The organism is Bacillus sp. NPDC077027, from assembly GCF_050269555.1.
In the GTDB taxonomy this organism is placed as follows: domain Bacteria; phylum Bacillota; class Bacilli; order Bacillales; family Bacillaceae; genus Bacillus.
Map to the genome: position 1 here is coordinate 327,569 of NZ_JBNNIO010000002.1, position 18,150 is coordinate 345,718.

At 40.0% G+C, this 18,150-nt stretch carries 17 protein-coding genes and 1 tRNA gene; 4 read left to right on the forward strand and 14 right to left on the reverse strand.

Going from position 1 to position 18,150, the window contains the following annotated elements:
* Positions 1 to 80 precede the first annotated feature (80 nt).
* The 4 genes from abc-f to ACQKEZ_RS07290 form a co-directional block, all read right to left on the reverse strand.
* Entirely contained in the window at positions 81 to 1,643 is a 1,563-nt protein-coding gene (gene abc-f, locus ACQKEZ_RS07275) for a ribosomal protection-like ABC-F family protein (protein WP_427299646.1), read from the reverse strand.
* Positions 1,644 to 2,104: 461 nt separating this feature from the next.
* On the reverse strand, positions 2,105 to 3,277 hold the full coding sequence (locus ACQKEZ_RS07280; RefSeq protein WP_427299647.1) for a macrolide family glycosyltransferase: 1,173 nt from the start codon (positions 3,275 to 3,277) through the stop codon (positions 2,105 to 2,107).
* Positions 3,278 to 3,418: 141 nt separating this feature from the next.
* On the reverse strand, positions 3,419 to 4,312 hold the full coding sequence (locus ACQKEZ_RS07285) for an ABC transporter substrate-binding protein (protein WP_427299648.1): 894 nt from the start codon (positions 4,310 to 4,312) through the stop codon (positions 3,419 to 3,421).
* Between the two features lie 166 nt (positions 4,313 to 4,478).
* A tRNA-Arg gene (locus tag ACQKEZ_RS07290) sits at positions 4,479 to 4,554 on the reverse strand.
* Between the two features lie 504 nt (positions 4,555 to 5,058).
* On the opposite strand from ACQKEZ_RS07290, the gene clpP reads away from it, so the two are divergent.
* Positions 5,059 to 5,655 carry an ATP-dependent Clp endopeptidase proteolytic subunit ClpP gene (clpP, locus tag ACQKEZ_RS07295; RefSeq protein WP_427299649.1) on the forward strand — a complete coding sequence of 199 codons (597 nt, stop codon included), beginning with the start codon at positions 5,059 to 5,061 and terminating at the stop codon, positions 5,653 to 5,655.
* An 84-nt stretch (positions 5,656 to 5,739) separates the two neighbouring features.
* On the opposite strand, the gene ACQKEZ_RS07300 is transcribed toward clpP, so the two are convergent.
* The gene (locus ACQKEZ_RS07300) at positions 5,740 to 6,318 is read right to left on the reverse strand and encodes a TIGR00730 family Rossman fold protein (protein WP_427299650.1); all 579 of its coding nucleotides are present in this window, start codon (positions 6,316 to 6,318) and stop codon (positions 5,740 to 5,742) included.
* A gap of 179 nt (positions 6,319 to 6,497) precedes the next feature.
* Here ACQKEZ_RS07300 and ACQKEZ_RS07305 point away from each other — a divergent pair, with 179 nt between their 5' ends.
* The 3 genes from ACQKEZ_RS07305 (at position 6,498) to ACQKEZ_RS07315 (ending at position 8,848) form a co-directional block, all read left to right on the forward strand.
* Positions 6,498 to 6,827: a MazG nucleotide pyrophosphohydrolase domain-containing protein gene (locus ACQKEZ_RS07305; RefSeq protein ID WP_427299651.1), complete on the forward strand. Its 330-nt coding sequence runs from the start codon at positions 6,498 to 6,500 to the stop codon at positions 6,825 to 6,827.
* 338 nt (positions 6,828 to 7,165) lie between these two features.
* On the forward strand, positions 7,166 to 8,164 hold the full coding sequence (locus tag ACQKEZ_RS07310) for a 2-hydroxyacid dehydrogenase (protein ID WP_427299652.1): 999 nt from the start codon (positions 7,166 to 7,168) through the stop codon (positions 8,162 to 8,164).
* A 198-nt stretch (positions 8,165 to 8,362) separates the two neighbouring features.
* On the forward strand, positions 8,363 to 8,848 hold the full coding sequence (locus ACQKEZ_RS07315) for a ribonuclease (protein ID WP_427299653.1): 486 nt from the start codon (positions 8,363 to 8,365) through the stop codon (positions 8,846 to 8,848).
* Between the two features lie 41 nt (positions 8,849 to 8,889).
* Here the strand turns inward: ACQKEZ_RS07315 and ACQKEZ_RS07320 are convergent, their stop codons facing one another.
* From ACQKEZ_RS07320 to ACQKEZ_RS07360, 9 genes are all read right to left on the reverse strand, one after another.
* Positions 8,890 to 9,642: an arylamine N-acetyltransferase family protein gene (locus ACQKEZ_RS07320; RefSeq protein WP_427299654.1), complete on the reverse strand. Its 753-nt coding sequence runs from the start codon at positions 9,640 to 9,642 to the stop codon at positions 8,890 to 8,892.
* Between the two features lie 35 nt (positions 9,643 to 9,677).
* Positions 9,678 to 9,935 (reverse strand): HPr family phosphocarrier protein, encoded by a 258-nt coding sequence (locus ACQKEZ_RS07325; protein ID WP_427299655.1) that lies wholly within the window; start codon positions 9,933 to 9,935, stop codon positions 9,678 to 9,680.
* Between the two features lie 27 nt (positions 9,936 to 9,962).
* Entirely contained in the window at positions 9,963 to 10,913 is a 951-nt protein-coding gene (whiA, locus tag ACQKEZ_RS07330; RefSeq protein WP_427299656.1) for a DNA-binding protein WhiA, read from the reverse strand.
* Between the two features lie 16 nt (positions 10,914 to 10,929).
* Positions 10,930 to 11,889, reverse strand: coding sequence for a gluconeogenesis factor YvcK family protein (locus tag ACQKEZ_RS07335; RefSeq protein WP_427299657.1), 960 nt, complete (start codon positions 11,887 to 11,889; stop codon positions 10,930 to 10,932).
* Positions 11,890 to 12,777 (reverse strand): RNase adapter RapZ, encoded by an 888-nt coding sequence (gene rapZ / locus ACQKEZ_RS07340; RefSeq protein WP_427300502.1) that lies wholly within the window; start codon positions 12,775 to 12,777, stop codon positions 11,890 to 11,892.
* A 39-nt stretch (positions 12,778 to 12,816) separates the two neighbouring features.
* Positions 12,817 to 13,281, reverse strand: a complete 465-nt coding sequence (locus ACQKEZ_RS07345; protein ID WP_427299658.1) for an 8-oxo-dGTP diphosphatase — start codon at positions 13,279 to 13,281, stop codon at positions 12,817 to 12,819.
* 358 nt (positions 13,282 to 13,639) lie between these two features.
* A complete protein-coding gene (gene trxB, locus ACQKEZ_RS07350) occupies positions 13,640 to 14,590 on the reverse strand; it encodes a thioredoxin-disulfide reductase (protein WP_427300504.1) in 951 nt (316 codons plus the stop codon).
* 244 nt (positions 14,591 to 14,834) lie between these two features.
* Positions 14,835 to 16,232 (reverse strand): PcsB-like coiled-coil domain-containing protein, encoded by a 1,398-nt coding sequence (locus tag ACQKEZ_RS07355; RefSeq protein WP_427299659.1) that lies wholly within the window; start codon positions 16,230 to 16,232, stop codon positions 14,835 to 14,837.
* Between the two features lie 396 nt (positions 16,233 to 16,628).
* On the reverse strand, positions 16,629 to 18,095 hold the full coding sequence (locus tag ACQKEZ_RS07360; protein WP_427299660.1) for a tetratricopeptide repeat protein: 1,467 nt from the start codon (positions 18,093 to 18,095) through the stop codon (positions 16,629 to 16,631).
* Positions 18,096 to 18,150 lie beyond the last annotated feature (55 nt).

The following is an 18,150-nucleotide window of genomic DNA, read 5'->3' on the forward strand; positions in this document are numbered from 1 at the left end:
TTACTTACACATTATACCCCACCAGGTAATATGTCAACCTTAGTCCATTCCGCTCTATTGATTGAAAGACTCCTCGTTCTCTACTGTTTAAGTGCTCGCTTCCGCTTTAACAGCTCTTGAAACTCTTTTTCCAGCTCATCCGATGGTTCAATGCTTAATCTGCTGAGTACGTCCGAGAGCTTCATATCAATGACAAGAAGCTCTTCCTCATGATTTGATGTAACGGGTTTGATTTCTTTTTGAATGTACTCGTCATATGTTCCATCAAAGACATCAATACGTTTATCTTTTACATGAAAAATACGGGTGGCGATTTGCTGAATCAATCTTCGATCATGTGAAACAAATACAATCGTGCCTGTATATTCTTTTAATAACAGTTCTAATGCCTCAACAGCTATAATATCTAAAAAGTTCGTCGGTTCATCCAACATCAGCGTATTTGCTTCACCGACCAAAATCTTGGCTAGTGCCGTTTTTACCCGCTCTCCTCCACTGAGGATATCGACTTTTTTATATACATCCCCCTCGCGAAATCCGAGCCTTGCCAAAACTGTACGAACCACTGTCTCATTCTGAACGGATTGAATCATTACGTTTTGCAGAATCGTTTTATCAAGCTGAAGCCCTGATAAATCTTGACTAAAATAACCGATCTTCATCACTGGAGACTGAGATATGTCTAGCTCATTGCCTTCGATAAGTTTTTTCAATAATGTTGTTTTTCCGCTTCCATTTGCCCCAATGATGGCGATCTTGTCTCCACCTTTTACTTTAAAACTGATCGGCTTCCATAGTGTTCTTTTTCCAATTGTTCCTGCCAGTTCGTCTACACGTAATACCGTGCGATTGGCTATTGCGCTAGCTCCGTCCTGATGCATTTGGATGGGCTGATGGCCTTTTACCTTTTCTACCTTATCCAGCTTTTCCATTCTCGTTTCAATAGACTTTGCTGTTTTTTGTAACTTCTTTTGCTTATTAGCATAATAAGGCTTTGCAATTTTTGGACCGGATGATTTCACTTTTTTTGAAGGCTTTGTCGCCTTATCTGCTTTTTTTATTTTCTTTTGGAGTGCCGTCTCTAGTTGCTTTTTCTTTTGCATATACGTTTCATAGGCTTCCATCTTTTGACGTTGCGCTAATTCCTTCTGATCTGCGTAGTCTTGATAATTGCCTTTATAAATGTTCAGTTTCCCATCATCAAGCTCCCAAATCTGTGTACAAAGGGCATCTAAAAACATCCGATCATGAGACACAACGATGAATGCTCCTTGGAACTGCGTTAACTTTCGTTCAAGCCATTCGATATGCTCCGTATCAAGATGAGTTGTTGGCTCATCTGCAAATAGAAGTGCTGCTGGCTTGTTCAATGCCTTTTCAATATATGCCTGTGTCATTTCACCCCCGCTTTGTCCTGTTTTCGCCTTTTTGAGTTGAGGAAGCATTGTATATTGCACACTGGTAGAAACAGAGCCGCTTTCTGGCTCTTCATTTCCTGATAGCACGTTCAAAAGGGTCGTTTTTCCGCTTCCATTTGTACCCACAAGTCCTATGCGCTCTCCCTGGTGAATGACAAGCTCCTCAATATCAAGTAATAACCGATCCTCTCGATAGACCTTTAGTTGATTTGCTTTTAACAGCATACATCCATCTCCTTTCTTTTTTAGGAGACATGAAAAAGCCTCCTATTTTCAGAATAGGAGGCAGAGGTGCACAAAAAAGAGGGCTGACTAATCGAGAGTGTACCTTTATTGGCACTCTCTATTAGTCAATTCCCTGAATCATGGGTTCCCCAGTTGTACCATCCTATTCTGAAGCACTTAAATGAAGGCGCAGAGAATCATACCAGAACCAGTTGTTCTGTACATCTGCGTTATCCTTCCATTTTGCTTACAGGCAATAGGATTAGTACTTCATTTCGTTGGGTCACCCTTCCGTTCGTTTGTTATGTTTACAATAAAAGATCTGTTATCATTTGTCAACAAGAGCGGTATAAGTGAAGCTTGTAAATAGGGCTCCCCCTTCCTAGACTTCAAAGGTTTTCAGATCACGCTGAAAAGATGACAAAGAGCTAAAATAAACATCATTTTAGCCCTTTGACCGCTTAATGGGGCTGTTTCTCTTGAATGTATTCATCAATTAAGCGCAAGGCTTCTTTTGTTCCACCAGCTTCACGAAAGCTTTCTTCAATTTGCTGAATAGCTACCTGATACGTATCATTAGATAGCACGGTTGAAGTAGATTCCCTCAATTGCTTCGCCGTCAGCTGATCCTTATCAAGCGCCATTGCTGCCGATAGCTCCGTTAAACGTTTAGCCACCATCGGCTGATCCTTATCATGTGGAATGATCACCATAGGCACATGATAATGAATGGCTTCATTCACACTGTTCATGCCCCCATGTGTAATAAAGACATCTGTATGCTCAAGCACTTCAAGCTGTGGAACGTATGGATAGATGAGAACATGTGCCGGTGCCGTCTTGATCTGAGACATATCCACCTTTTCACCTGTTGCTATCACAACTTTCCCTTCAAAACTCGAAAAAGCATCAATACATAAATTGAAAAACGCCTCCGTGTCATCTAGTACCGTCCCCATAGAAATATAAATCACTCGTTCATTTTCAAGTGCTTCAATTGGAAAAGTATGTTGGTTCATTCGTTTCGGAAAACTAGGACCAATAAATACATATGAGTCATTCAATCCTTTCACATCAGGTTGAAAATACGAACTTGTGTACACAATATTTAGTTCTCCTTGATTCTGCATAAACTGCATGACATGCTTTGGCTCTACACCGAAGCGATTTTTTAGTTCCTCTAGAAGATGTACGGTTTTTTCATCTAAGAAAAAAAGCGGCTCATGATGTCCAAAATGGTCCTCATCAAGAACAAAAGATGGTATAGAACCAATACCAGGTAGGTTTAAATAATCACGCACAAGCTCTCCTGCTCCAAACATATCATAGTAAACCACATCAAACTGATGCCGTTTTGCAAGAGTCTCAACGACAGCCAAAATATCTAAGGTCGTTTGCAAATGGGCATAAAAAAACGTTTGCATCGTTTCTGGATGACCTTCACTCACTTTTAATGTACGAATATAATCGGGATGCAAATGTACCTTTGCGCCAAGCCGTTCAAACCGTTCCTGATAATGAATGGTTGTAATTGCATGCACCTCATCTCCTCTGTCCGACCAAGCTTTTGTCATCCCTAATACCGGATTTACATGCCCTTCTGCAGGAAAATTGACCAATAAAATTTTCGCCATACTCCTCCTCCTCTTAAAATGCCAATCCTCTTCCATTTTAACGAAACACAGAGAGAAGTCTCAACTGACAGTTTGTTGAACAAAAAGATAAAAACAAAAAAAGACAAAGTCGAAAACGCGCACCTTGTCTTTTTCATAGATTTATTGTTTTAACAGCAATTTTTTAAATGCATCTGACTGTTTTTCGACTGAAATAGGATCTGCATAGATGAACTCATTTATAGGGTAATACAAAACTTGTCCTTGTTTAACAGCTTTATTCTCCTTCCAAACACCACTATTCACAATGGCGCTATCAGACATTTTCCCATCCTTTGTTGGAACAAGTAGATAATCACCAGTGTATGTGTTCAGTTCTTCAAGTGAGATACCTAAATACCCCTCTTGAGGAAGAGCTTTTTCTGCATTAGATGGCATGGCAAAACCGTATCCTTGATAGATAACCTCTCCCCCTCTCCCAAAATCAGGACCAAATAGATAAATTTGCTTTGGCTGTACGTCCATAATGGAGAAGGTTTTCTGAGCACCTATCTTTTCTTTAATTTCTTTTCCATCTTTTTCGAGCTTTTCTTCCATTGATTGAATTTGTTCTTTTGCTAGATTCTCTTTACCTACTATTTTTCCTATTTCAATATGCATCTCTTTAAACGTATGCTCACTTGTTGTAAGTGTAATCGTCTTTGCAATTTTCTTATATTTTTCTATTTGTTCGTTCTGTGAATAAGCGATAATGACATCAGGCTTTAGCTTCGCTATCGCTTCAACATTTTCTAGTGACACTCGCTTAACACCTGTTTCATCTAAATACTTCGACTTGGGATAAACATCTGTAATCGCAATTGGTGTCACCCCTAATTTTTGGAAATTACCTAACTGCGCTGTTAACACAACAATTCGCTTTGGCTGATCAGGGATTGTCATTTCCTCTCCCGTTTCAGTCGTATATGTACGCGTTTTCTCTTGTTCTGCCTCTTTCTGACCGCAAGCCACCAAAAATAAGGCAACAAGACTAATCATCCATACTATTTTTTTCAACAGTAAGACCACCTTCAATTGAGAATGATTATTAATTATAACATATATTTTTGTGAAAATCCGACCTGTACATCATTTTCAATAGATGTCAAGTACACCGCTAATTCGCAAAAAGAAAAAGGGCTTGGCAAGATAGCCAAACCCTTTTTATCTTATATTCACGATACGCGCTCGGAGGGATTCGAACCCCCGGCAGACGTGGTACCGGAAACCACCGCTCTATCCAACTGAGCTACGAGCGCACGATATGTTTTTTGAACGTCAGCATATAAAATTATAAGGGAATTGCTGCAAGAAAGCAATGTTATTCTGTAAAGGAGGTCACTGAAGAAGTCTGCATTCAATCAGCGCAGATTGTTCCTTTTTATGAACTTTTAACAGTGTATAGCATTTTACCGTTTTCACACCGCAGACGGTGCCAACGATAAATGGCCAGATGAAACAGCGACAGCCAGCCAAGCAAAAGCATAACGACTGCACAACCTTTTTTCTCCTATGGCAAGCGTTTCTAGGAACGACCATAAAAGAAATATAATGAGTTTCGACTTTTACTCTATAAACACCACAATACGTATAGAGAGAAGTTTACCGTATTTATTTATAAATTTTCCAAGGTTTGAGAAAAAAACAAATTGGGGAAAATAACAATGTCTGTCGATTTATTTGACAGCGTTTTGTTTGACCTTTATTGACCAAAAATGTATCATTGAGTTACATACTTACCTAAAAGGTGAAGGAGGAACATTATGAATTTAATACCTACAGTCATTGAACAAACAAATCGTGGGGAAAGAGCTTACGACATCTATTCTCGTCTTTTAAAAGACCGTATTATCATGCTTGGTTCTGCGATTGATGACAATGTTGCCAACTCCATCGTGTCACAGCTTCTATTTTTAGAAGCGGAAGATCCAGAGAAAGATATTTCTATTTACATTAACAGCCCAGGCGGTTCAATTACAGCTGGTATGGCCATTTATGATACGATGCAATTCATTAAACCGAAAGTATCAACAATTTGCATTGGTATGGCTGCATCAATGGGTGCGTTCTTACTTGCTGCAGGTGAAAAAGGTAAGCGTTATGCCCTTCCAAACAGTGAAGTGATGATTCATCAACCACTAGGCGGAGCACAAGGTCAGGCGACTGAAATTGAAATTGCAGCAAAACGAATTCTTTCTTTACGCGATAAGCTAAACAAAGTACTTGCTGAACGAACTGGTCAGCCACTTGAAGTCATTGAGCGCGATACGGATCGTGATAACTTCAAAACCGCTCAAGAAGCACTTGATTACGGACTTATCGACAAAGTCTTAATCCGTAATACAGATGAACAAAAATAATTCAATCCCCAAAAGCCGTCTGCCACTATGTAGACGGCTTTTACATGTCAGCATAATATTAGGATAACGTGCTGGTTCTTTCGCTTACGATAGCTCTGTCCATTTCTGTTTCAGCTCTGGATATTGATAAGCCACCATTTGATCAATTAATTCATCAGGCTGTGCCGATGTGTGTAGCAACTGAAGATGGGATTCGTTTGAAAACCCTTCTTTTATGCTGAACTTCACCATTTCGATTAGCGTCTCAAAATATCCATTCACATTGTAAAGACCAATTGGCTTTTGATGAATGCCAATTTGTGCCCAGCATAGTACCTCAAATAATTCTTCATATGTACCAAATCCACCTGGCATGGCAATAAACCCATCTGCAAGCTCACTCATCTTCGCTTTTCTTTCATGCATCCCTTCAACTTCAATGAGTTCGGTCAGTTCCTGATGTACGACTTCCCCTCTGAATAACCCCTTTGGCATCACACCAATAACACGTCCCCCACGTTTCAGCATCTCATCCGCAATTGCACCCATTAGCCCAATACGAGACCCGCCATAAACAAGGCTTATTCCCTGCTCAGCCATATAAGCTCCTAGCTCCATTGCTTTTTGTTTATACACTTCATTTACTCCGGGATTCGATCCTGCAAATACACAAATCGTTTTCATCTGAACAGCTCCATCTCTATCTATGAATTCAACCACTCATCCATTCTACTATAGACAGATTCAAAAAAACAGAAGAATTATCTATATATAGATTAGCAATATAAAAAATACACTATATACAGAAGTGAGAGTTTAGGTTAAGATCAGTCTAGTGCAAAAAAAGAGGAGTGCTAATCAAAATGAACATATCAGATGCTGAAAAATGGACCAAAACCTTTTATGAATCAAGAGGTTGGACAAACTACGGTCCTTTCATTCGTATGGGGTTTTTAATGGAGGAGACAGGAGAACTTGCTCGTGCAGTGAGAGCCTATGAAATCGGTCGTGATCGTCCGGATGAAACAGCCCAAGAAAAAGATGAACTGAAACAGGCGCTGGTTGAAGAAATGGGAGACGTCATTGGAAATATAATGATACTCGCCGATATGTATGGGGTCACATTAGAAGAAGTGATCATGACCCACCAAGAAAAGCTAGCAAAACGATTTTCTACAAAACACTTCACGTAATGGACTGGAGAACCTTCACTGATATAGATACCAACCCCATCAATTTTCTTACATATTAAAAAAAGCACGTGTGCCATATTCGCATCGTGCTTTTCTTGCGCTACTGAAGCGAGATATGATCTGGATGATCTATTCGGTCAAACTAGTATGGTCCTTTCATCGAATACATACTGATGCCCTCACACCTCACCTGCATTTTCTTCCTTTATGCTTGGACACACAAGAAAAAAGAAGATGGGGAAAATATTGATCAACTAATATTCAAACGTGTGATGTCGAATGGCTTGTTTTATAATAAGAGGTAGATTGATTGGTTAAATGAAAGGAGCGCGCTGAGAGTGAAACCACACGTTTTTGTAGCAAAGCCTCTACCAGCTGAGTTTGAAGAGCTGCTAAAGGAGCATTGTACATATGACATTTGGCAATCGAAAAATCCAATTCCAAGAGATGTGCTTTATGAAAAATTGCAGCATGCAGATGGTCTGCTTACGTCTGGTACAAAAATTGACGTAGAGCTATTAGAGCATGCACCGAAATTGAAGGTGGTCAGCAACAATTCGGTTGGTTATGACAACTATGACCTTGATGCGATGAAAAAAAGAGGTGTGATCGGAACACATACCCCTTATACACTAGACCATACAGTTGCCGATCTTGCGTTTTCTCTTATTCTCTCATCTGCAAGACGTATTGCTGAGCTTGATCGCTTCATTCGTGATGGAAAGTGGACAAAGTTCGTACAGGAAGAAGATATTTTTGGCATTGATGTTCACCATCAGACCATCGGCATAATTGGCATGGGGAGAATTGGACAACAGGTAGCCAAACGGGCATCCAGGGGATTTGATATGAATGTTCTTTATCATAATCGTAGCCGCAATGAGGAAGCTGAGACAGCGTATGGAGCCGTTTATTGTTCACTGGATGAACTCTTAAAGCAAGCTGACATTATTGTGCTCATTACGCCGTTAACAGAAGAAACGTATCACATGATTGGTGAGCGTGAATTCAAGCAGATGAAGCAAACGGCATTATTCGTCAACATCTCTCGCGGGAAGACAGTCGATGAGCATAGCCTCATTCTAGCGCTAAAAGAAGGATGGATTAAAGGAGCAGGTCTTGATGTTTATGAAAATGAACCTCTTGATGCCGCGCATCCATTTCTCACAATGGATCAAGTGACGCTAGCACCGCATATTGGGTCTGCAACTGAAACAACAAGAGACCTCATGCTTAAACGAGCGATCCATAATGTGATTCATGGTATAGACGGCACAGCACCGATTGATATTGTAAAAGAGCTTGCTCCTTCAAAAGAAGGAAAAGGGCTAAAATAAAAACCACTTTACCCTTTGTCCACAATATGAGACGCAATGATTTGCGTCTTTTCTTGTTTAAAAAATAAAAAACAGGATAAAAGTCTCATTTTGACAACTGTTCTTTTTTTTTACATTCTCTTCATCTTTGGGTGCTATAATATGAACTAGACAAACATCGGCAGATAGACATCCTATTTCACTAAGAGGAGGATAAAGATGAAAAAAATATTTTCTTTTGTTACACTGACTGTTCTTATTGCCGTTCTTGCATTATCAGGACTAATCTCGCAGCCAGTAAATGCGACAACAACGACCACAGCTCCCTCAACTGAAACGATCTCTACAGACATTGCGCCGGACTTGCGCACACTCGCTGTCATTAATACGTTTGATGGTGTAGCTGACTACTTAATTCGCTATAAGCGTTTACCTGACAACTACATAACGAAGGCGCAAGCAACTGCTTTAGGGTGGGTTGCATCTAAGGGCAATTTGGCAGAAGTTGCACCTGGAAAAAGCATTGGTGGCGATGTTTTCTCCAACCGTGAAGGAAGACTTCCTTCAGCAAATGGGCGTACATGGCGTGAAGCAGATATCAATTACGTATCTGGTTTCCGTAATGCAGATCGTCTCGTTTACTCAAGCGATTGGCTTATTTATAAGACAACCGATCATTATGCGACATTTACCCGTATTCGCTAAGTGTAAAAAAACATGGCAGTCGACTTCGACCGCCATGTTTTTTATGTTGAAGTGGAGATGAGCGTTTCGACATATGAATCAAAAGATTGGGTAAGCGGCTGTTTGGAGACTTGACCGCTTTCATGGACAGTCACATGGTCCCCGGTGACCACAATCCGTCCTAATGGTGTTAATTTGGAAGCAAGTGGACTTTTGTTAAAAGATGATGCCTCATTTTCATAGATCTCCCGTTTCATTTCGTTTAATATGGTTTCATCTATCGGTTCAAGGGTAAAAGCATAACCGATTTCAATTTCTCCGTCACGATCTAATTGTAAAAGGTGCGTCCCTTTTTCCGTTGTCTCCTTTTTCACACGAAAACGAATAAAGGGCGTTTCAATCCACTCTCCTGTTAGTGGCACAGGTGCAAGCGGCAGATTTGTCCCAAAGCCTGCATCAATGACATATAGCTGCCTCTCGTGCTCTAGCAAAATGGCCACATGAGTACCGTCTATTGCCCAAGCTGATGCCTCTTGCTGAAAGACCGTACCTTGAAGCAAACTGACAGTAAAGCCTGATTCATTTAATACATAATACAATAAGGGATTTAGATCATAACAAAGTCCGCCTCTTTGCTCTTCCAAAAGGTGTGTGCTTAATCCGTCTTTGTTTAACGAATAAGAGTGCTTTGCCAATACCGCCCTGTTTTCAAACGGAAAAGTGTACGCCATTTTCTTCAATAGAGATGGCAAACTTTCAAAGGTCAGCATTTGCTCTTCCATCCCGATTTTCTTCAAAAAAGCCGATTTCACCATGTAAGTCCCTCCTAAAAAACTGAGTCTATCAGGACTCAGTTTTCGCGATCAATATAATCTATTAGTGCTTCGAGTGCCTCTTCTTCATCAGCACCATCCGCAATCAGTGTCACGGTTGCACCAGAGCTTACCGCAAGGCTCATTAAACCCATGATGCTCTTTGCATTGACTTTTTTTCCATCTTTCTCAAGAAAAATCTCAGCACCAAAACGATTTGCTTCTTGAACGAACAAAGCAGCCGGTCGTGCCTGCAAACCTGTTTTCAAACGGATTGTGACTGTTTTTTCCACCATCTGATCTGCCTCCTTCTTTGCTTTTTTCTATTTTAGTGTGACAGTTTGTCCATTTCTTAATTGTTCTGCAATTTGATCTAGCTTTCTTAGTCGATGGTTAATGCCAGATTTGCTGATTTTGCCACTCTGGACCATTTCACCTAACTCTTTTAGGGTCACTTCCTGGTAATCAATTCGTAGCCTTGCAATTTCCCGTAGTTTGTCCGGTAAAGCGTCTAGTCCGATTTTTTCGTCAATGTATTGTATGTTTTCAACCTGACGTAGTGATGCACCAATCGTTTTATTTAAGTTTGCTGTTTCACAATTGACGAGTCGGTTGACTGAATTTCTCATGTCTCGTACGATACGGACATCTTCAAACCGAAGCAATGAGTTGTGTGCACCAACGACACTCAAGAATTCTGTGATTTTTTCTGCTTCTTTCATATAGGTGATATAGCCTTTTTTTCGCTCTAATGTTTTACTATTCAGATGAAATTGATTCATTAACTCACAAAGGGCTTCATTGTGCTCCTTATAGAGTGAAAAAATTTCAAGATGATAAGATGACGTTTCAGGATTATTTACTGAACCGCCAGCTAAAAAAGCTCCACGCATATATGAACGCTTACAACATCTTTTTTTCACAAGTTCTGCTGAGATATTTCTCTCAAACACAAATTGTTCCTCAAGTATTCTCAAATCTTCTAGTATAAATTTCGCTCTTTCAACCAATCTGACAATGTACACGTTGTTCTTCTTTAATCTCATTTTCTTACGGACGAGCAATTCAACTGCTACATCATATTTCTTCTTGAGAAGTGTATAAATACGCCTAGCAATGGCGGCATTCTCTGTTTGTATATCTAAAATAAGTTTGCGATTAGAGAAAGATAATGAACCATTCATACGGATGAGGGCGGAAAGCTCTGCTTTAGCGCAGCAGTCCTTCACTTCCAGATTGGTCAGCTCTTTTTTTGTTTCGGATGCAAATGACATCCTGCCACCCCCATTCCTATTTTTTCTTTTGCAAGAGATCAACCAATAGAGAAGCGACCTTTAATGTGTCATGCCGAATCACATTCTGATCATATGTAATAATCTCACCGCGAATGACTTCAAGTCCCATCGCTTTTAGCGCTTCTGTATCAAAGCGAACTGGTTGTGATTTTTCCTCTGCATATCTCGTTTTTATTTCATCTGGTATTTCTTCATTATTCACAAAAATGGTATCAATAAAAGGTTGATCCATATGATCATTTAACGCCTGCACATGGTCTGAAGCACTATAAGAAAGCGTTTCCCCAGGCTGTGTCATCACATTACAAATATATACCTTTTTCGCCTTTGAACGAATGATTTCTTCTCCAATTTGCGGAACAAGTAGATTTGGTAAAATGCTTGTATACAGGCTTCCAGGACCAATGACGATTAAATCTGCTTCACGTATCACTTGAATCGATTCTGGAAGTGGTTTAATTGTCTCTGGCGATAAAAACACACGCTTAATTTTTTCATTGTATGTTGGAATTTTGGATTCACCTGTTACGATTTTCCCACTCTCTAATTCAGCATGTAGTACAACATTGGAATTAGCCGCTGGGAGCACCTTCCCCCTCACATTCAATACCTTACTCATCTCAGTCACGGCATGAAAAAAATCACCGGTTATATTCGTCATTGCCGCAAGGATGAGATTGCCTAAGGAATGACCCGTCAAGTCATTTCCTTTGTTAAAACGGTGCTGAAATAAGTCCTCAACAAGAGGCTCTACATCTGACAATGCCGCAAGCACATTCCGAATATCGCCTGGCGGTGGAATGTTTAAATCTTGGCGCAATCTGCCAGAACTGCCTCCATCGTCAGCAACCGTAACAATGGCGGTGATGTCCACCGGTTTCGTCTTTAGCCCTCTAAGCAAAACGGAAAGACCGGTGCCTCCACCAAATATGACGACCTTTGGTTGTGAACTCATCTACTTTTTACTTCTCTTTTCAATGTCCCGGTGAGTAACATGTGTATAGTAATCATTTTTAAAATGCTTTGCTAAATAATTTGCTAGGGTGACAGAACGATGTTGCCCGCCAGTACAACCAATCGCAACTACGAGCTGACTTTTTCCTTCACGTTTATAGGAAGGCAGCATAAAGCTAAGCAAATCAATTAATTTCTCCGTAAACTTCTGTGTTTCACTCCACTTCATGACATATGAACTGACTTCCTCATCGTTGCCTGTCTGTGGACGCATGCTTTCAATGTAATACGGATTCGGCAGAAATCTGACATCAAATACGAGATCGGCATCAATCGGCAGACCATACTTAAAGCCAAACGACATCACATTCACTGTAAACACTTGCCCTTGATTTATGGCAAAATGATTCACAATCTTTTCACGTAACTGCTTCGGCTTTAGATCAGATGTGTCAAAAATCATTTGAGACCGCCCCTTTAATTCCTCAAGCAACTCTCGTTCAATCGCTATCCCTTCAAGCGGTAGACCTGTTGTCGCAAGCGGGTGAGAGCGTCTCGTTTCTTTATATCTAGAGACAAGCACCTTATCATTTGCATCTAAAAATAAAATACGTGGGGTAATCCAGCCGATATCTCCCATTTCATCTAGAGCAGCAATCAAGCTATCAAAAAACTCCCGACCACGTAAATCCATGACAAGTGCGACTTTGCTCATTTTAGCACTTGATTCCTTCATTAACTCTAAAAATTTCGGCAAAAGCGATGGTGGCAAGTTATCCACACAAAAATAGCCTAAATCTTCAAAACTTTGAATGGCAACGGTTTTTCCCGCACCTGACATGCCTGTAATAATGACAAGCTGAATATCATCTTGCGTGTGTGTATTCATGCCTGCTCCCTCTCCTTCTTCATGAAAACGGTTCATTTATTAGTCTCTCTGAGGATCTAAACGATAAGCAATCAGCTCAAAGTCTGGTGTATACGTAAAGGTGCCATGAAGTAGGCCTTTACCCTTTAGCATAAAATCGAGTATATGACTGTCACCTGGCGCCATCGGTAAGTCAGGTACATCATTCATGTCATGCCATTTCAAAATGCCCTCTTCTGACTCATTCACATTTTTTCCTGTAAAAGAATCTGCCATAAAGGTAAACATCATCCATTCTTGCACGACTCGATCGCCTTCTTTAATGATAAAGGTGAAAACGCCTTTTAGTTGTGGATTTAAGATGTAAATTCCAGTTTCTTCTCTATATTCTCGAATGACTGAATCTCTGACAGATTCTCCGCTTTCCATTTTACCACCCGGTGCCACCCACCAGCCCCGTCTCGGTTTTTGCAGCAAGAGAACTTGATCTTCGTGATGTAGCACACAATTGGTTACTCGTTGCAAAAGCTGTCACCTATCCTTTTATGTCTTTTTATTATTATACAGGTTCATCATGACTCCCACAATGAACATGCCCGTCATTCAGATAAAATTGACGGCTTTTCGTTTGCTTTGTTTCTTGATCTGATCATACATTCTCTATTTTACAGGATCTCACAGATTCTCATGCTAGTTTTGTGAACATCCCGTGAAATTCTTATTTTACATAAAAAAAGGACACGGATGTGACATCCGTGCCAAACATGTATTCCTTATAAAAGGGGGTCAATTACTTTCTTTATCATAACGGATAATTGTTTCACTCGCGTTACAGCCCAATTAAAACCCCATGACTCAATGTTAAGGAATCACGACAGCTTGTTTATTTGATCGCTTTTAGCTTTTCTTGTAGTTCTTCTACATAGTGTTGTGCACTTTGTGCCGCAATACTTCCATCACCAGTCGCTGTGACAATCTGACGAAGTGTTTTTTCACGAATATCGCCTGCTGCAAAGATGCCTTCCACTTTTGTTTCCATTCTTTCGTTTGTTTCAATGTAACCTTCTTTATTTGTAATGCCAAGGTTTTCAAATGGCTTGGATAGTGGAAGCATTCCAACATAGATAAAGACACCATCTGTTTTAAATACTTCTTCTTCTCCCGTCACTGTATCTATCAAAGTGACACTGCCCACTTTGCCATTTTCTTCGTTAACTTCTTTCACTGTTTTGTTCCAGATGAAATCAATTTTTTCATTATCAAATGCACGTGCTTGCAAAATGCTTTGTGCACGAAGTTTGTCACGTCTGTGGACAATGGTTACCTTTGAAGCAAAACGTGTAAGGTACACACCTTCTTCCACTGCAGAGTCTCCACCACCAACGACAACAAGTTCTTTATTTTTAAAGAAAGCACCATCACAGACTGCACAATAGGATACACCGCGACCGCCAAGTTCTTTTTCTCCAGGAGCACCGATCTTTTTGTATTCAGCACCTGCTGAAATAATGACAGAACGGCCTTTGTATTCTTTTGAACCAGCTTTTACAATTTTGTATTCTTCTCCGTCTACAATTTCCTTAATATCACCGTATGCATATTCAGCACCGAATTTTTTGGCATGCTCAAACATTTTATTTGAAAGCTCTGGTCCAAGAATACTCTCAAAGCCAGGGTAGTTTTCTATGTCTTCAGTATTTGCCATCTGACCACCAGGAATCCCTCTTTCAATCATTAATGTAGAAAGGTCTCCCCTTGATGTGTATACTGCGGCTGTCATTCCAGCCGGTCCCGCTCCAATGATGATCGTATCGTAGATTTTTTCTTCTGACACAACTGTCACTCCCTCTTCAATTGCTGCAAGCATTTCTTTTAGAATGCCCGTGAGTGATGCTTCCATTCATTGGGTAAATCGAATGAAGAAGTCATCATCCACTAACAGCTTTTATTCCTTACTCATATCCTATAAAATATGTGTGCACTACGCTAATTTTTTGCTCATATCTGCAAAAAAAGAAAAAGCTTCCTTAAACTGTTGTTTAAGGAAGCCCATTTACGGTTATATAAAAAGTAGTGGCTTATTCAACGACTCTTCTTACAACACCTTTGAAAGCTTTTTTCCAGTATACGTTGTTCATAGAGTCAACAGAAACACCGCGAGAGCTGTTGTCGTTCAAGAACGTACCATTTCCTAAGTAAATTCCAACATGACCATTTACTTTGTACGTATTAAAGAAGACGAGGTCTCCACGTTTCATTTCAGATGCACTTACTGCTCTTCCTTTACCTACAAGCGTATCTGTTGTTGTTCCGCCAACTGGTCCAAGATTAATGCCTGCTGATTCAAATGCCCAACGAACGAATGAAGAACAATCAAAACGTCTTGCATTGATATCTGCTTGTGATCTGCCGCCGCCCCATTTATATGGAGATTGACCAACGATCGTTGAACCAGTGCTGATCGCTCCTTCAATTCCACCAACGTTATTGCTGACAGGAGATCCACCGCCAGTTGATGGCTTTTTGCTTGGTGAGCTACTGTAGTTATTGTTACTACCTTTATTATTTGATGATGAGGAACCATTATCTGTAGAAGAACTGTTGTCAGAAGAAGATGAGCTGTTGTTAGAAGAAGCTGAGTGATCATCCTCAGTTTGAACGCTTGCTTGACGCTCTCTTTCTTCTTTTGCAACTCTTGCCGCTACTGCTTCTTTTTCAGCTTTTTCTTTTGCTGCAACTGTTTCTTCTTTTTCAGAAGCAATGCTGTCAGACTGACTGTTTAATTCATTAATTTGAGAAGCTGCGCTTCCTTTTTGCTTTTTCACTTCTGCGAACAATTTATCTTTTTCATCTAACTGTTTTGTTAAATCTGCTTGAAGTGTTTCAAGCTTTGTAAGTGTTGTTTGAACGTCTTGAAGTTTTGTGTTCAATTCGTTTTCAGATTTTTTTAATTCCGCTTTATCTTTTTCTTGTTCTTTGATGATTTCATTATCGGCACTGATCAGTTTTGTTACTGCACCTGCACGGCTGATGAAGTCACTGAAGCTGCTTGCCCCTAAAAGAACATCTATGTATTTTGCAGAACCACCGCTTGCTTGAAGAGCACGTACACGCTTTTTCAGAAATTCATTTCTTTCTTCAATGCGCTGCTCTGTTTCAGCAATTTCTTTTTTCAGTGCGCTGATTTCTTCTTTTGTTTTTTTGTTTTCTGCTTGTTTTGCTTCAATTTGATCACTTGTTTTTAATGCTTGCTCATCAATTTCTTTAAGTTTGTTCGCTAGTTCAGCTTGTTTTGCTTCAAGCTTAGATAGCTCGCCCTTTTTCTTTTCAAGACTTTTGTTGACCTCAGCTTGTTTACTATCAAGTTCTTGTTGTTTCTGTTCAAAGTTTTCTGCATGCGCTGTTTGATTAAATGGAATGAATAAACCACTCGTTCCAATAACAGACGCTAAACCAAGTGTAATTAACTTTTTCACGAATAGTTCCTCCTTTGACAATTTCCCCAGCGACATATGAAAGCAGCAGATTACCTGCCAATCAATCTGCACCGCTCATATGCCTTTTTTTTCTAATTCCAATTCCCACAGCCTGTGATGAGAACAGAAAGTTCATGATCATATTGATTGTTTCTATCACAAAATTTTTACAGTATGTATAGTAAAATATCAAAATATATGTTTTCGTATTTGATCCACGAAACCCATTATACCTTAGACATCGACAAAATGAGCTAATATTTTTATTACATTTATATTTCAAATAGATTTCGAGTCTGTCATACTTCGCCAAATTCGTGCAAACCACTTTTTTTATACAAAAAAAGAGCGAAGCCTATGCTGGCATGCTCTTGATATATGTTTCCGTATACCTATTTAATCTAGTAAAGTACAAATGACCTTTTCATACTTAGATAGTGTCTGTGAGCTAATTTGAAAACGTGCGGCAACCTCTTTTTTTGTTGCCCCTTTTTCTTGATGTTCACTCAGCCATAAATAATAGGCTGCTGCCGCCCAAGCTTCTGCATTTTTCCTGACCATCCCAGAAGCTCTTGCCTGTTGAATGATATGAAACAACCAGAAATAAAGCATGTGATTGTCAGGATGAACAGCTTCTTCGAGTGCGGTTGCCGCTCGCTTTGTAAACATGGCATCATCAGAAAAAGATCGCTCTTTTATTTGCTCTCCATAAAGAAGTAATTCAACAAATTGCTGTTCAAAAGATGTTTTAGCAGCATGTGTATCGAGCACTGCTCGGAGAACATCATCTTCACCTTTTTTCTTACTCATAAAGTAAGCTGTGAGTCTTTCCTCGACAGAGTACGTCCCATTTGAAACTGGCTCATCTGCTTTATCCTGCCACGGCTTGATCTCATCTGCATCAATATCCTCTTCGATCATCTTATCCCAAACGGTTTGCGCAAGAGCTGGATGTCCTGTTTGGTAAGCTGCACTTGCTAGCCAATACAAAAACGTACTATCGCCTTGAAAGCCTCTTTTGTATAAAGAATATAGCCATTTAAATGCCCAGTCGTATCGTCCGACCAAGGCAAATGTCGCTCCAAGCTTATAACGCTGTTCACTTAATATTGGATACACGTGCGTTAACTGCTCTGAGAGCATCTGTACTTTTCCCTCTTGTTTCTCATAGTGATAAAAGACAAGCTGATTGCAAAGGGCATGCAGATTGCCGGGGTTATCATGTAGCACCCGGTTCAACATTTCTTTTGCTTTTTTAATTTTCCCAGAATAAAAATAGGCCAAAGCGAGATTGTTATACGCTGACCAAAATTCGGGATAATCAACAATCATCTGCTCCAGCATCAAAATGGCTTCTTCAAGCCGACCGCTTTCTAGTAAATGATTCGCTTCATCTTGTTTGACAATCAGATCATCCTGATCATATAGGAAGTCTCCATCCTCTTCATCACTCATATCGAGTAAATCTAGCAAATCATCATTTTCATCAGCGAACTCGCCGTTCTCATCCAATGCTGCGTAAGCTGTCGCCGACTTGTATGCCTCTTGAAATAAGCCAAGGTTCGCATAATTATTTGCTTTGAAATAATGACAGTCTGTCATCTGCTCGTCCACATGCCCAAGAATGAAATCTAGCAAATCATTTGATTGCTGGTAATGTCCCATTTCTGTATAAATGATCGCAAGCTGTGATAACATATCAACATTTTCAGGTTCAAGCACAATTGCACGCTGAATCAACTTACTTGCTCTTGGCAAGTTTCTCTCTTTGTATGCTTTAAGCCCTTTATGAAAAAAGTATAGTCCATCTTGAAAGAGCTGGACAACTTGTGTGTTGTTGTTTTGAGAAGTGTATTTACTCACCGATACCCTCCATTTCGAACAGTGTACCGAGTGTAGTATACCATACTTCACGGAC